This is a genomic window from Enterobacter asburiae, assembly GCF_007035645.1.
Taxonomy (GTDB): Bacteria; Pseudomonadota; Gammaproteobacteria; order Enterobacterales; family Enterobacteriaceae; genus Enterobacter; species Enterobacter asburiae_B.
The window spans coordinates 4,198,238-4,212,226 of the sequence record NZ_AP019632.1 but is presented as its reverse complement, the minus strand read 5'-3'; the positions used below and the strand labels follow the sequence as shown (position 1 = coordinate 4,212,226).

Annotated in this window: 14 protein-coding genes; 7 read left to right on the top strand and 7 right to left on the bottom strand. The window is 56.8% G+C overall.

Translation table 11 applies throughout. The features are described 5' to 3' along the window. The first annotated feature begins 26 nt into the window (after nucleotides 1-26). Nucleotides 27-1,247 carry a bifunctional acetylornithine/succinyldiaminopimelate transaminase gene (gene argD / locus FOY96_RS20255; RefSeq protein ID WP_172421409.1) on the top strand — a complete coding sequence of 407 codons (1,221 nt, stop codon included), beginning with the start codon at nucleotides 27-29 and terminating at the stop codon, nucleotides 1,245-1,247. On the opposite strand, the gene FOY96_RS20250 is transcribed toward argD, so the two are convergent. Both FOY96_RS20250 and crp read right to left on the bottom strand, forming a co-directional pair. Further along, complete coding sequence (locus FOY96_RS20250; protein ID WP_143347789.1) at nucleotides 1,244-3,331, bottom strand: YccS/YhfK family putative transporter; 2,088 nt, start codon at nucleotides 3,329-3,331, stop codon at nucleotides 1,244-1,246. The two genes, argD and FOY96_RS20250, sit on opposite strands and share 4 nt — an antisense overlap. 57 nt (nucleotides 3,332-3,388) lie before the next feature. After that, nucleotides 3,389-4,021 (bottom strand): cAMP-activated global transcriptional regulator CRP, encoded by a 633-nt coding sequence (gene crp / locus FOY96_RS20245; protein WP_000242758.1) that lies wholly within the window; start codon nucleotides 4,019-4,021, stop codon nucleotides 3,389-3,391. A 311-nt stretch (nucleotides 4,022-4,332) separates the two neighbouring features. Here crp and FOY96_RS20240 point away from each other — a divergent pair, with 311 nt between their 5' ends. Then, nucleotides 4,333-4,737, top strand: coding sequence for an OsmC family protein (locus FOY96_RS20240; RefSeq protein WP_008503018.1), 405 nt, complete (start codon nucleotides 4,333-4,335; stop codon nucleotides 4,735-4,737). 66 nt (nucleotides 4,738-4,803) lie between these two features. Here FOY96_RS20240 and FOY96_RS20235 read toward each other — a convergent pair whose 3' ends face one another. The 4 genes from FOY96_RS20235 to FOY96_RS20220 form a co-directional block, all read right to left on the bottom strand. Next, nucleotides 4,804-5,673, bottom strand: a complete 870-nt coding sequence (locus FOY96_RS20235; RefSeq protein WP_023309465.1) for a phosphoribulokinase — start codon at nucleotides 5,671-5,673, stop codon at nucleotides 4,804-4,806. A gap of 30 nt (nucleotides 5,674-5,703) precedes the next feature. Next, nucleotides 5,704-5,922, bottom strand: a complete 219-nt coding sequence (locus FOY96_RS20230) for a YheU family protein (RefSeq protein ID WP_008503016.1) — start codon at nucleotides 5,920-5,922, stop codon at nucleotides 5,704-5,706. Beyond that, the gene (locus tag FOY96_RS20225; RefSeq protein ID WP_039263094.1) at nucleotides 5,919-6,941 is read right to left on the bottom strand and encodes a hydrolase; all 1,023 of its coding nucleotides are present in this window, start codon (nucleotides 6,939-6,941) and stop codon (nucleotides 5,919-5,921) included. Before FOY96_RS20225 ends, FOY96_RS20230 begins: the two co-directional genes overlap by 4 nt. A gap of 112 nt (nucleotides 6,942-7,053) precedes the next feature. Then, nucleotides 7,054-8,958 (bottom strand): ABC transporter ATP-binding protein, encoded by a 1,905-nt coding sequence (locus FOY96_RS20220; protein WP_033146795.1) that lies wholly within the window; start codon nucleotides 8,956-8,958, stop codon nucleotides 7,054-7,056. Nucleotides 8,959-9,096: 138 nt separating this feature from the next. Here FOY96_RS20220 and kefG point away from each other — a divergent pair, with 138 nt between their 5' ends. The 4 genes from kefG to slyD all read left to right on the top strand — a co-directional run bounded on the left by kefG (nucleotide 9,097) and on the right by slyD (nucleotide 12,352). Then, nucleotides 9,097-9,648, top strand: a complete 552-nt coding sequence (gene kefG / locus FOY96_RS20215) for a glutathione-regulated potassium-efflux system ancillary protein KefG (protein ID WP_014885493.1) — start codon at nucleotides 9,097-9,099, stop codon at nucleotides 9,646-9,648. Continuing rightward, the gene (gene kefB / locus FOY96_RS20210) at nucleotides 9,648-11,453 is read left to right on the top strand and encodes a glutathione-regulated potassium-efflux system protein KefB (RefSeq protein WP_048976248.1); all 1,806 of its coding nucleotides are present in this window, start codon (nucleotides 9,648-9,650) and stop codon (nucleotides 11,451-11,453) included. Before kefG ends, kefB begins: the two co-directional genes overlap by 1 nt. 13 nt (nucleotides 11,454-11,466) lie before the next feature. Continuing rightward, nucleotides 11,467-11,667: a YheV family putative zinc ribbon protein gene (locus FOY96_RS20205; protein WP_033146793.1), complete on the top strand. Its 201-nt coding sequence runs from the start codon at nucleotides 11,467-11,469 to the stop codon at nucleotides 11,665-11,667. A 94-nt stretch (nucleotides 11,668-11,761) separates the two neighbouring features. After that, nucleotides 11,762-12,352, top strand: a complete 591-nt coding sequence (gene slyD / locus FOY96_RS20200) for a peptidylprolyl isomerase (RefSeq protein ID WP_014833521.1) — start codon at nucleotides 11,762-11,764, stop codon at nucleotides 12,350-12,352. 197 nt (nucleotides 12,353-12,549) lie between these two features. Here slyD and FOY96_RS20195 read toward each other — a convergent pair whose 3' ends face one another. Further along, on the bottom strand, nucleotides 12,550-12,768 hold the full coding sequence (locus tag FOY96_RS20195; RefSeq protein WP_023309461.1) for a protein SlyX: 219 nt from the start codon (nucleotides 12,766-12,768) through the stop codon (nucleotides 12,550-12,552). A 238-nt stretch (nucleotides 12,769-13,006) separates the two neighbouring features. Between FOY96_RS20195 and fkpA the strand changes: the two genes are divergently transcribed. Beyond that, a complete protein-coding gene (gene fkpA, locus FOY96_RS20190; protein ID WP_023309460.1) occupies nucleotides 13,007-13,825 on the top strand; it encodes an FKBP-type peptidyl-prolyl cis-trans isomerase in 819 nt (272 codons plus the stop codon). Nucleotides 13,826-13,989 lie beyond the last annotated feature (164 nt).

The following is a 13,989-nucleotide window of genomic DNA, read 5'->3' as shown; positions in this document are numbered from 1 at the left end:
GTGACATAAAAATGGATGGTCATGACATGGCAACTGAACAACCAGCAATTACCCGCGCGACATTTGATGAAGTGATCCTGCCGATTTATGCACCGGCTGAGTTTATCCCGGTGAAGGGGAAAGGCAGCCGCGTCTGGGATCAGCAGGGTAAAGAGTATGTGGATTTCGCGGGCGGTATTGCGGTCACGGCGCTGGGTCATTGCCATCCCGCGCTGGTTGAGGCGCTGAAAACCCAGGGCGAAACCCTGTGGCATACCAGCAACGTGTTCACCAACGAACCGGCGCTGCGCCTGGGCCGGAAGATCATCGATGCGACCTTTGCCGAGCGCGTGCTGTTTATGAACTCCGGCACTGAAGCCAACGAAACTGCGTTTAAGCTGGCGCGCTACTACGCGACAACGCGCCACAGCCCGTACAAAACCAAAATCATCGCCTTCCACAATGCCTTCCACGGACGCTCCTTCTTTACCGTCTCCGTTGGCGGCCAGCCGAAGTATTCCGACGGGTTTGGCCCGAAACCGGCCGACATTGTCCACGTGCCGTTTAACGATCTGCACGCGGTGAAAGCGGTCATGGACGACCATACCTGCGCCGTTGTTGTCGAGCCGATCCAGGGGGAAGGCGGCGTGACGGCGGCAACTCCGGAATTCCTGAAAGGGCTGCGCGCGCTGTGCGACGAGCATCAGGCGCTGCTGGTCTTTGATGAAGTGCAGTGCGGGATGGGGCGTACCGGCGATCTGTTCGCTTATATGCATTACGGCGTGACGCCGGACATCCTGACCAGCGCCAAAGCGCTCGGCGGCGGTTTCCCGGTGAGTGCGGTACTGACGACGCAGGAGATCGCCTCCGCGTTCCACGTCGGTTCTCACGGTTCCACCTACGGCGGTAACCCGCTGGCGAGTGCCGTGGCGGGTGCCGCATTCGACATTATCAACACGCCGGAGGTGTTGAACGCCGTGAGCGCGAAGCGCGAGCTGTTCGTAAAACACCTGCAAAAGATTGATGAACAGTACGATGTGTTCAGCGAAATTCGCGGGATGGGGCTGTTGATTGGTGCCGAGCTGAAGCCGCAGTACAAAGGCCGGGCGCGCGACTTCCTGCACGCCGCCGCGCACGAAGGGGTGATGGTGCTTAATGCCGGGCCTGACGTGATGCGCTTTGCGCCGTCGCTGGTGGTAGAAGACAAAGACATCGAAGACGGGTTAACCCGCTTTGCCGCAGCGGTCGAGAAGATCGTAAAAGGCTAATACTCGGTTCGCTTTAGCCGGCGCGTTAACCAAATGCCGTGATGCGGACGCTGACGCCATGCCACCGACGAAATGGTGTGCATGGTGTTCAGATGCCCCAGAACGCGCTGTAAATGCTGCTCCAGGGTGCTCATTGGCCCGTGGGTCAACGTCTCCGGCGCTTCCAGAATATTTGAGTCGCCCGACTCGCCCGGCGCGTCATACTCCAGACGCTGCTGGCACCTCTGCAACGCAATTTCACACGACTGCAAATAGCGCTGCGCCAGATCCGGCGTTAGCATCGTGTGCTCGCGCGCCAGCGTGGTCATGGCGTTAATATGCTCGACGATAAACTGGCTGTGCGTCACCCAGAGCTTCATGTCTGCCAGATAGTGCGAGTTAAAGCCCGGCTCCTGCATCGCCTGGTTGAGCGAGTTAAACAGGGCGTTGTGCGCCTGGTTGACCTTCATCCGCTGATAGGCCAGCGGGGAGGGCTGCGGGTCGTTGCTCAGGATCAGGCGAATAGCCTGCTGGTCGGCTTCCAGCGCGTCGTGGGCGTTCTGCCTCAGCAGCCCGCTCTGCCACTGCGGCCACAGCCAGACCATGCCGCCAAAGGCAATCAGGCAGCCGATCAGGGTATCAATCAGTCTGGCGACAATAAACTGTTCGCCATTGAGCGTGAGCAACTGCAGCGTATATACCGCCGTCACCGTAAAGCCCACCATCGCCCAGCCGTAGTTTTTGCGGATAATCAGGTAGCTCACCAGCGTAATCGCCAGCATCCCTGCCAGGGTATAGCCTTCCGGCACGTGGAAGTGCAGCGTCACGCCTGCAATGATCAGCCCGGCCAGCGTTCCGCCAGCCCGATGCAGAATACGCACCCGCGTGGCGCCGTAGCCGTTCTGGGTGACAAACAGCACGGTCATTAAGATCCAGTACGGTTTCGGCAGATGCAGCGCCATGCCCATCAGGCTGGCGGTACTGAGCATAACGCTAATCCTTGCGGCGTTGCGCAGGGCGGACGATTTAAGAGAAAGATAGCTTTTGAGCGCGGGCAATAACGGAAGCCGTTTTTGCTTATCCGCCATCAGGTCGCGGGGATAAAGCGGGCGCTGGGTGCGCAACACGCGGGCGATGCGGCTGAAGTGCCAGGCGGCAAACTGGCCGACCGGGTTATCGGGATGCTGACGGGCGATTTTCTCCAGCGCGCCCAGCTGCTTGTCCATGTTAAAGCGCGTCGGGTAACGGTGATAGAGAATATCATCGGCCAGCACGCGCAGACGTGCGGACACGGTTTGTGCGTTCCAGCGGATCACTGCTTCGGCGTGGCTGCGCTCGACCAGCTTTTGCACCTCCTGCGGGTGATGAAGGCTTACGGAGATGTGCTCCTGCAGATCCAGCCCGACCTGGAAGGTGCGCAGCAGCCGTTTGTATTCGTGGTTCTTGTTGGCGGCGAGCATATGCAGCTGCTGATAGCACTGGCTTATGAGATCCACCACCTTCTGCTGGCGCGTCAGCAGCGGCGGTAAGGATTTTTCCGGGTCGGTATGCTGGGTGAGCAGGGTGTATTTGGCTTCGCAGTAATCCGCAAGCTGCACATAGAGCAGGCTCAGGGATTCACGCAGCGGCTGCTCCCGCCACAGCCAGAACCAAAACCAGTTAAACAGCCCGTACCATAATGTCCCCAGGGCGTAGATCAGCAGCGGCTCCCATACCGGCATGTTCCCGGCGAGGCTCAGCGTGAAAATGGCCGCAATCAGCGAGGCGGGAAGCAGGCGAGCATGCAGCGAACTGATTTCCGCCGTGACGCCAAGGGTCATCGCCAGCACGGTCAGGATCAGCGGCAGCGGGATATCCCGGGCAAGCAGAAGTTGTACGGCGAGGCTACAGCCCGCAAACAGGCAGCCACCGATAATCAGGCGTTTGAAAAAGCGCTTATGCGGAGTGTCCAGACCGGCGATGTTGCAGCAGGCGGGCACGAGGGAAAACAGCAGGCCTTGTTGAAGATGTCCGAGGATCAGGCCTATGGCCACAGGAAGACACAACACCAGCGTTTGTCGCAGTGCGTAGTTAACTTCCGGGTGATAGATCAGCCTGCGCCACATGGGGAGTAGAGACAAAAACGGCGTGACACCTTGCGATGGCACGCCGTTTAAGCGGAATTAACGCGTTCCGTAGACCACGATGGTTTTACCGTGGGCGGAGATCAGGTTTTGATCTTCCAGCATTTTCAGGATACGGCCCACTGTTTCACGGGAGCAGCCGACGATCTGACCAATTTCCTGACGGGTAATTTTAATTTGCATGCCGTCCGGGTGGGTCATGGCGTCTGGCTGTTTCGCCAGGTTCAACAGGGTTTGTGCGATACGGCCGGTAACGTCCAGGAAGGCGAGGTTACCCACTTTCTCTGACGTGACCTGCAGACGGCGCGCCATCTGGGAAGAAAGACGCATCAGGATGTCAGGGTTAACCTGAATCAGCTGACGGAACTTCTTGTAAGAAATTTCAGCCACTTCACATGCTGTCTTTGCTCGAACCCAGGCGCTACGTTCCTGGCCCTCTTCAAACAGGCCCAGTTCACCGATGAAATCGCCCTGGTTCAGATAAGAAAGGATCATCTCTTTCCCTTCTTCATCTTTGATCAGCACTGCCACCGAGCCTTTAACGATGTAATACAACGTTTCCGCTTTTTCACCCTGGTGAATCAGCGTGCTCTTCGATGGGTACTTATGAATGTGGCAATGAGACAAGAACCATTCGAGAGTCGGGTCTGTTTGCGGTTTGCCAAGCACCATGCGCTGTTATCCTCTGTTATAAGCTGTCACCAGAGTCATCAGATGCATCCGGACTCTGGGGTTGCAATCGAATTCTTACCCATACCCTGGGAAGTCGGCTACCGTAACGTTTCGCAGCCAGTAAAGTTTGATGTCCTCTGCATACACGTGTAACGTCAATGTATTACTGTAGCATCCTGAGTGTTTTAGCATAGCTTTCGCCGCGTGTCTCCTGGTGTCTCGCTTCAGCATGATGCAGGTCGCCTTCCATTGCGATAAATGTAACGCACGCGTAATCTGTCACCAAAAATGCAACGTTGGAGTTAATGAATATGCAAGCGCGCGTGAAATGGGTTGAAGGTTTAACGTTCCTGGGCGAGTCCGCGTCAGGACACCAGATTTTGATGGACGGTAACTCCGGCGATAAAGCACCCAGCCCAATGGAAATGGTGCTGATGGCGGCAGGCGGATGCAGCGCAATTGATGTGGTGTCGATTCTGCAAAAAGGACGTCATGACGTGACGGATTGTGAGGTTAAACTCACGTCAGAGCGTCGCGAAGAGGCGCCACGTCTGTTCACCCATATTAACCTGCACTTTGTGGTCACCGGTAAAGAACTAAAAGACGCGGCGGTCTCGCGTGCGGTGGACCTGTCTGCGGAGAAGTACTGCTCTGTGGCGTTAATGCTGGAGAAAGCGGTAAAAATCACGCATTCGTATGAAGTGATCGAGGCGTGATTGATGGGGCATCGTGCGTGTTGATGCCCTCACCCTAACCCTCTCCCACAGGGAGAGGGAACATGCTCACGCGATCTGCTTCCCTTCCATCAGTCGCTCCACCAGCGGCGTCATGATGAGCTCCATCGCCAGCCCCATTTTCCCGCCCGGCACGACTAACGTATTCATGTGCGAAATAAACGAGCCCTGCAGCATTGCCAGCAGCCAGGGGTAATCAATGCCTTCGAGATTGCGGAAATGGATCACCACAAAGCTCTCATCCAGCGACGGGATGCTTTTAGCGGCAAACGGGTTGGAGGTGTCCACCGTCGGCACGCGCTGGAAGTTGATATGGGTGCGGGAGAACTGCGGCGTCAGGAAGTTAATGTAATCCTCCATGGAGCGCACCACGGAGTCCATCACCGCCTCTCGCGAATGGCCGCGCTCGCTCATGTCGCGCGTCAGCTTCTGGATCCACTCCAGGTTAACGATAGGGACCACGCCGACCAGCAGATCCACGTGGCGCGCCACGTCGTGTTGAGGGGTGACCACGCCGCCGTGCAATCCTTCGTAAAACAGGACGTCGGTGGGTTCCGGCAGCGGCTGCCACGGGGTAAAGGTTCCCGGCACCTGATTCCAGGGTACGGCTTCATCATAGGTGTGCAGATACTTGCGGGACTGCCCTTTGCCGCTCTTACCGTACTCTATAAAGGTTTGTTCCAGCAGGCCGAAGTCATTGGCCTCCGGGCCGAAGTAGCTGATGTGTTTACCCGAATCGCGCGCCTTACGAATGGCCATGTCCATCTCCGGGCGCGTGTAGCGGTGAAAGCTGTCGCCTTCGACCTCCGCCGCACGGAGATTCAGCTGGGCGAAAATCTTGCGAAATGCGAGGCTGGTGGTGGTGGTTCCCGCACCACTCGACCCCGTAACGGCAATAACCGGATGTCTGGCAGACATAGCAACTCCCTGACTGAAAAGGATGGAAGATCAGCCGTGAAACGCGTTGCGGGGCATGATATTGACCGTCTCATGCAGTTCTGACCACACCAGCACCACGTCGCCGCTTTTCAGCTGGCGCTTAACATCGTTGACCTTTTGCTCAAGCGAGCGTTCCTGTTCACCATAATCGGTGCCTTCGCGTAATACAAAGCTTTCAATCAGATTATCGAGCGTTTCGGGAGCCAGATCCTGCCAGGGAATAATCATTTTGCACCGTCCAGATAAGGGGTCAGCCAGTCAGGAATACGCGCCTCAAGCCACATTTTCGGGCGACGCAGCGTGCCGCCGATAAAGCCGACGTGGCCGCCGTGCTCGGTCAACTGATAGTGAACGTTGTCGGGCAGGAATTCCTGAGCGGGGATCGAGTGATGATCCATAAACGGGTCATCTTTGGCATGAATAATCAGCGTCGGCTGCGTGATCTTGCTGAGCAGCGGCATGGCGCTGCACTGACGATAATAGTCAATCGCATCGGCGAAGCCGTGGATTTTCGCGGTGATCAGGTCGTCGAACTCGCGGATACGACGCACCTTTTTCAGCTGGCGCAGGCTTACCGGCAGGGTATCCGGGTAGGCCTTCAGCTTACGCGCCGCGTTGGCCTTCAGCAGGTTGAGCAGGTAGCGCTGGTAGACGCGGGAAAAGCCTTTATCCATGTGGTAGCTGCACTGCTCGAGCATAAACGGCGCGGAGACAATGACGGCGGCATCCAGCGGTACGCTTTCACCCTCTTTGGCCAGCAGACAGGCCAGCATATTCCCGCCCAGCGAGTAGCCCACGGCGGCCGTTGGCACGGTGCCATAATTTTCCCGCAGCCAGTGTAAAAACCACGTCCCGTCTTCGGTTTCACCCGAGTGATAAATGCGTTTCTGACGATTCGGTTCACCGCTGCAGCCGCGAAAATGCATCACCACGCCGAGCCAGCCGCGCGCTTTTGCCGCCTCAATTAGCCCATGCGCATACGGGCTGTGCAGGCTGCCTTCCAGACCGTGGAAAACCACCAGACGCGGCTTATGGCGAGCCTGTTCAGGCGCTTCGCTCCAGGCGAGATCCAGAAAATCACCGTCTGGCAGGTCAAGCCGTTGCCAGTGCGGGGTGAACTGAACCTTGCGGCGGATCAGTCGCGGCAGCATGGTCTGCAAATGCGGATTGGCCACGCCGCGCATAGGCACGAACTCAGTGCTGTCTTCGGCCGCAATGTCGAAGTCTGATGGAATGATTTGGGTCATAAGCGCGATGCTGATTCTTGTCGGAAATTTACGATACTTTCCGAATTGTACCCCGTTTAAGCTGGATTTCCGAACCCGGTACGGATTCTGCTCTTCAAACGGGGTAAATAAGTCAGTCAGCCTGCAGCATCGCTTCCAGCTGTTCCTGCGCGTCGAGCCACGCCATCTCGCACTCTTCGAGACTGGATTTGGTCTTCGCCTGGGTTTGCAGGCAGTCGGTCAGCTCAGCCTTGCGGCTTTGGTCATACAGGCCGCTATCGCCGAGCTTCTCTTCAACGATAGCCAGCGTGGCGTTGAGTTTTTCCATCTCTTTTTCGAGACGGGTAATCTCTTTACGCAGGGGCTGCGTCTGGGTGCGCAGCTCCGCTTCACGGCGCTTCTGATCTTTACGCGCCTGCGCGCTGTTGGCGTTGTCTTTCGCTGACTCTTCCGGCTGGTTTTCCTGCTTCTGCACGTCCGTCAGCCACTGCTGATAGTCTTCCAGATCGCCGTCGAACGGTTCGACTTTGCCGCCGTGCACTAAATAGAGATCGTCCGTGGTGGAGCGGATCAGGTGACGGTCGTGCGAAACCACCACCAGCGCGCCTTCGAACTCAATCAGCGCTTCGGTCAGCGCCTGACGCATGTCGAGATCCAGGTGGTTGGTCGGTTCATCGAGCAGCAGCAGGTTCGGGCGCTGCCAGACGATCAGCGCCAGCACCAGACGGGCCTTTTCGCCGCCGGAGAAGCGCTCGGTGTTTTCAGTCACCTTATCGCCCTGGAAGCCGAAGCCGCCGAGATAGTCGCGCAGCTTCTGCTCCATCTCCTGCGGCGCAAGACGCGCGAGGTGCTGAATCGGCGATTCATCCGCGCGTAAAAATTCCAGCTGATGCTGGGCGAAGTAACCCAGTTTGATGCCCTTCGCCAGGCCGATTTCGCCGCTGACCGGGTTAAGCTCGCCCGCCAGCAGTTTGATCAGCGTCGATTTACCGGCGCCGTTACGCCCCAGCAGGCCAATGCGGGAACCCGGCACCAGGTTGAGCTTGATGGAGTCGAGAATAATGCGGTCGGCATAGCCAGCGCTGACTTTTTCCATTTTCAGCAGCGGGTTAGGCAGGCTTTCCGGCTCGCGGAAGCTGAAGTGGAACGGGTTATCCACGTGCGCCGGGGCGATCATCTCCATGCGTTCCAGCATCTTGATGCGGCTCTGGGCCTGCTTGGCTTTTGAGGCTTTGGCCTTAAAGCGATCCACGAAGCTCTGCAGATGCGCCACGCGCTGCTGCTGGCTTTCGTACATGGACTGCTGCTGGGCGAGACGCGTCGCGCGCTGGCGCTCGAAGGAGCTGTAGTTGCCGGTGTACTCGAACATCGTTTGCTGTTCGATATGAATAATTTTATCCACCACCGGGTCAAGGAAGTCGCGGTCGTGGGAGATCAGAATCAGAGTGCCCTGATAGCTCTTGAGCCACTTCTCCAGCCAAATAACCGCATCGAGATCGAGGTGGTTGGTCGGTTCGTCGAGCAACAGCAGGTCAGAGCGGCAGATCAGCGCCTGCGCCAGGTTGAGGCGCATACGCCAGCCGCCGGAGAAGTCGCTGACCGGGCGTTCCAGCTGTTCGTTGCTGAAGCCCAGGCCGTGCAGCAGGCTGGAGGCGCGGGAGCGAATGGTCCACGCGTCGATGGCGTCCAGCTTGCCGTGAACGGTGGCGATGGCGTGACCGTCGTTGCGCTCGTTAGCAGAATGAAGTTCCGCTTCGAGCTTACGGTATTCACGGTCGCCGTCGATAACATAGTCGAGTGCCGGTTCGCTCAGCGCAGGCGTCTCTTGGTTTACCCAGGCGAGCTGCCAGTTTCCCGGGAAGGTAAAGTTACCGCCATCCGCGCTAATCTCGTTTTTCAGCAGCGCCAGCAGGGTGGATTTACCGCAGCCGTTTTTGCCGACCAGACCCACTTTTTGGCCCGGGTTGATGGTAGCAGTGGCGTTATCCAGCAGGACGCGCACGCCGCGACGAATTTGTAACGAGGAGAAAACAATCATAGAAGCGCCGTATGTTCCGACTATGTTAATTTGTCATTATGATAATGTAAGGTGTGGGCCATTTTCCGCACCGGGCCGCCATGGTAGCCCAAAACAGCGACGATACACAAAAACAGAAACAAGACCTGGAGGGGAATGATGTCTCAGACAGCAAAAGTGCTGCTGCTGTATGCCCATCCGGAATCTCAGGACTCGGTGGCAAACCGGGTGCTGCTTAAGCCGGCCACACAGCTTAGTAACGTAACGGTGCACGATCTCTACGCGCACTATCCTGATTTCTTTATTGATATCCCTTACGAGCAGGAGCTGCTGCGTCAGCATGACGTGATTGTGTTCCAGCATCCGCTTTATACCTACAGCTGTCCGGCGCTGCTGAAAGAGTGGCTGGACCGCGTGCTGAGCCGGGGCTTCTCCAGCGGGGTGGGGGGCAACCAGCTGGCGGGAAAGTACTGGCGTAGTGTGATTACGACCGGTGAACCCGAAAGCGCTTACCGCCACGACGGGCTGAACCGCTATCCGATGAGCGATATCCTCAGGCCATTCGAGCTGACGGCGGCGATGTGCCGTATGCACTGGATGAGCCCGATTATTGTCTACTGGGCGCGGCGTCAGGATCCGAAAGAGCTGGCAAGCCACGCCAGAGCCTACGGTGAATGGCTGGCGTCACCTATTCCGGCAGGAGGTCGTTAATGGAAGGATCGAATTTACTCCTCGCCGGGGTGCTGTTTTTATTTGCGGCCGTCGTCGCGGTGCCGCTTGCAGCCCGTATTGGTATCGGTGCGGTGCTGGGGTATCTGCTGGCGGGGATCGCGATTGGGCCATGGGGGCTGGGATTCATCAGCGATGTCGATGAGATCCTCCATTTCTCCGAGCTGGGCGTGGTGTTCCTGATGTTCATCATCGGCCTGGAGCTGAATCCTTCGAAATTGTGGCAGCTCCGACGCTCTATCTTTGGCGTGGGCGCCGCGCAGGTGTTATTCAGCGCCGCGATCCTGGGCGGCCTGTTAATGCTGACCCACTTTTCATGGCAGGCGGCGGTGATTGGCGGGATAGGCCTTGCAATGTCGTCGACGGCGATGGCGCTGCAGCTGATGCGCGATAAAGGGATGAATCGCAACGAAGCCGGTCAGCTGGGCTTTTCGGTGCTGCTGTTCCAGGATTTGGCGGTGATCCCGGCGCTGGCGCTGGTGCCGCTGCTGGCGGGGTCCGGGGACGATCACTTCGACTGGGCTAAAATCGCCATGAAGGTGCTGGCCTTCGCGGGCATGCTGATTGGCGGTCGTTTCCTGCTACGTCCCGTGTTCCGCTTTATTGCCGCGTCGGGCGTTCGCGAGGTGTTTACCGCCGCGACGCTGCTGCTGGTGCTGGGATCGGCGTTGTTTATGGACGCGCTTGGTCTGTCGATGGCGCTCGGGACCTTTATCGCCGGGGTGCTGCTGGCGGAGAGCGAGTATCGGCACGAGCTGGAAATTGCCATCGATCCCTTCAAAGGGCTGCTGTTAGGCCTGTTCTTTATTTCGGTGGGGATGGCGCTCAACCTCGGTGTGCTCTATACCCATCTGCTGTGGGTGGTCGTGAGCGTCGCCATCCTGGTGGCGGTGAAGATGCTGGTGCTGTACGTCATGTCACGTATCTACGGGCTGCGCAGTTCGGAACGCATGCAGTTTGCCAGCGTGTTAAGCCAGGGAGGCGAGTTCGCGTTTGTGCTGTTTTCTACCGCATCCTCCCAGAAGCTGTTTAAAGACGATCAGATGGCGCTTTTGCTGGTGACGGTCACGCTGTCTATGATGACCACGCCGCTGCTGATGAAGCTGGTGGATAAACTGCTGTCGCGCCGCCTGAACCCAAATGACGATGAAGACGAAGCGCCGTGGGTGGAAGACGATAAGCCGCAGGTGATTGTGGTGGGCTTTGGCCGTTTTGGACAGGTGATTGGACGCCTGCTGATGGCGAACAAAATGCGCATTACGGTACTGGAGCGGGATATCAGCGCGGTCAACCTGATGCGTAAATATGGCTATAAGGTTTACTACGGCGACGCGACCCAGCTTGAGCTGCTGCGCTCGGCGGGGGCGGAAGCGGCAGAGTCCATCGTGATTACCTGTAACGATCCGGAGGATACGATGAAGCTGGTGGATCTGTGCCAGCAGCATTTCCCGCATCTGCATATTCTGGCGCGTGCGCGGGGACGTGTTGAAGCTCACGAATTGTTGCAGGCGGGTGTGAAACACTTCTCCCGTGAGACGTTCTCCAGTGCGCTGGAGCTGGGCCGCAAGGCGCTGATCTCGCTCGGCATGCATCCGCATCAGGCGCAGCGCGCCCAGATGCACTTCCGCCGGCTGGATATGCGGATGCTGCGCGAGCTTATGCCGGTACATACCGATACGGCGCAGATCTCCCGCGTGCGGGAAGCGCGTCGCGAGCTGGAGGAGATCTTCCAGCGAGAGATGCAACAGGAACGACGCCAGCTTGATGGCTGGGATGAATTTGAATAAAGGGTAACGAAAGATGGCTGTACGTAAACGCTTTATCGCGGGTGCAAAATGCCCGACCTGTCAGGCGCAAGATACCCTGGCGATGTGGCGGGAAAATAATGTTGATGTTGTTGAGTGTGTTAAGTGCGGTCACCAGATGCGTGAGGCCGATAAAGAGGCCCGCGATCACGTTCGCAAAGAAGAGCAAGTTATCGGGATTTTTCATCCGGACTAGCGATATGCCCTGAGTTTTTTTAAGCTAAAGGGTACACGGGTGCAGATTTCCGCTACAATCTGCGCCAGCAATTTTCCCACGCTCAGGAGATATCATGAAAGTAGCAAAAGACCTGGTGGTCAGCCTGGCCTATCAGGTACGTACAGAAGACGGTGTGTTGGTTGATGAGTCTCCGGTGAGTGCGCCGCTTGACTACCTGCATGGTCACGGTTCCCTGATTTCCGGCCTGGAAAACGCGCTGGAAGGTCATGAAGTTGGCGACAAATTTGACGTTGCTGTAGGCGCGAACGACGCTTACGGTCAGTATGACGACAACCTGGTTCAGCGCGTTCCTAAAGACGTGTTCATGGGCGTTGACGAACTGCAGGTTGGCATGCGCTTCCTGGCTGAAACTGACCAGGGCCCGGTTCCTGTTGAAATCACCGAAGTGGAAGATGACCACGTCGTGGTTGACGGTAACCACATGCTGGCTGGCCAGAACCTGAAGTTCAACGTAGAAGTTGTTGCGATCCGTGAAGCGACCGAAGAAGAGCTGGCTCATGGCCACGTTCACGGTGCGCATGGTCACGACCATGACCACGATCACGGCCACGACGGCTGCTGCGGTGGTCACGGCCACGATCACGACCATGGTCACGACCACGGTAAAGGTGGTTGCGGTAACGGCGGCTGCGGTTGCCACTAATACCCGTCGTCTTTCAAGCCGCAGGTGCGTTGGCTGCGCTTTCAAACCCCGGTCACATAGTTATCTATGCTCCTGGGGATTTTCAAGCTTGCCGCCTTCCTGCGACTCGAAATCCATAGGGTATTTGGTATGTAGGCCCGGTAAGCTTCGCGCCACCGGGCACAAAAAAAGCGGGATAATCCCGCTTTTTTTACGCCTCAATAATGAGGGGGTGGCGTCTCTTCTGACTGAGAGGCAATGTTTGACGGCTGCGTAGCCTTCAGCTTTTCCGTCAGCAGGCGCATATGATCCCGCAGTTTTGCCATTTCGAGCTCATGTGCGGTCACGGTCTGGTTTAGCTCTTCGATGGTGATGTCCTGAAAAGCCAGGCGGCTTTCCAGCTCAGCCATTCTCGCTTCTATTGCTGTATCCTTCATCATTCACCTCGTTTATTTCAGATTCGCCATAATGGCCCTGCGGCGGCGCAGTTTAACTGAGTTTATCCTTAAGTACAGTCTGCATCCCTTTGGCAGGAAACTTATTTAAACAAAAATAGTCTGAAAAGTGGCGAGAATTGGAAGTGTCTGTCTGTAGATTTCTTCCGCAACGTTTTATAGTACGTAACTCATTTACGTTTAACGCTGGGGTGAGAGTCCCCAGGCCCTGGAGATATGGATGAAATCACTGTTTAAAGTAACGCTGCTGGCGACGACGATGGCTGTTGCGCTGAACGCGCCGCTGTCATTCGCTGCTGATACTGCTGCGAAGCCTGCTGCCACTGCAGACAGCAAAGCGGCGTTCAAAAATGACGACCAGAAATCCGCCTACGCACTGGGCGCATCTCTGGGTCGCTACATGGAAAACTCTCTGAAAGAACAAGAGAAACTGGGCATCAAACTGGATAAAGCTCAGCTGATCGCGGGCGTTCAGGACGCATTTGCAGATAAGAGCAAGCTGTCTGACCAGGAAATTGAACAGACTCTGCAGGCGTTCGAAGCGCGCGTGAAGGGTGCCGCGCAGACCAAGATGGACGCGGACGCTAAAGACAACGAAGCGAAAGGCAAAGCCTACCGCGACACCTTTGCTAAAGAGAAAGGTGTGAAAACCTCTTCTACTGGCCTGGTGTACAAAGTTGAGAAAGAAGGCACCGGCGATGCGCCTAAAGACAGCGACACCGTGGTTGTGAACTACAAAGGTACGCTGATCGACGGTAAAGAGTTCGATAACTCTTACACCCGCGGTGAGCCGCTCTCCTTCCGTCTGGATGGTGTGATCCCTGGCTGGACTGAAGGCCTGAAAAACATCAAGAAAGGCGGCAAGATCAAGATGGTTATCCCACCGGATCTGGCCTATGGCAAAACCGGCGTTCCGGGTATCCCTGCTAACTCTACGCTGGTCTTTGACGTAGAGCTGCTTGATATCAAACCGGCACCGAAAGCGGATGCGAAAGCAGACGCACCGGCTGACGATAAAGCCGCTGCTGCTAAGAAGTAATGTTGAAAAAAACCGCCGCCTTTCAGGCGGCGGTTTTTTTATTGTGGGGCAGATATAATTAACACTGGAAAGCGCTACGCACGCTGTATTAATTTAGTTGTCCGTGTAGATAATGAGCCTGCCCTGAAAACCTAACGACAGGCTCCTGAAAAGGAGTGTTTTTT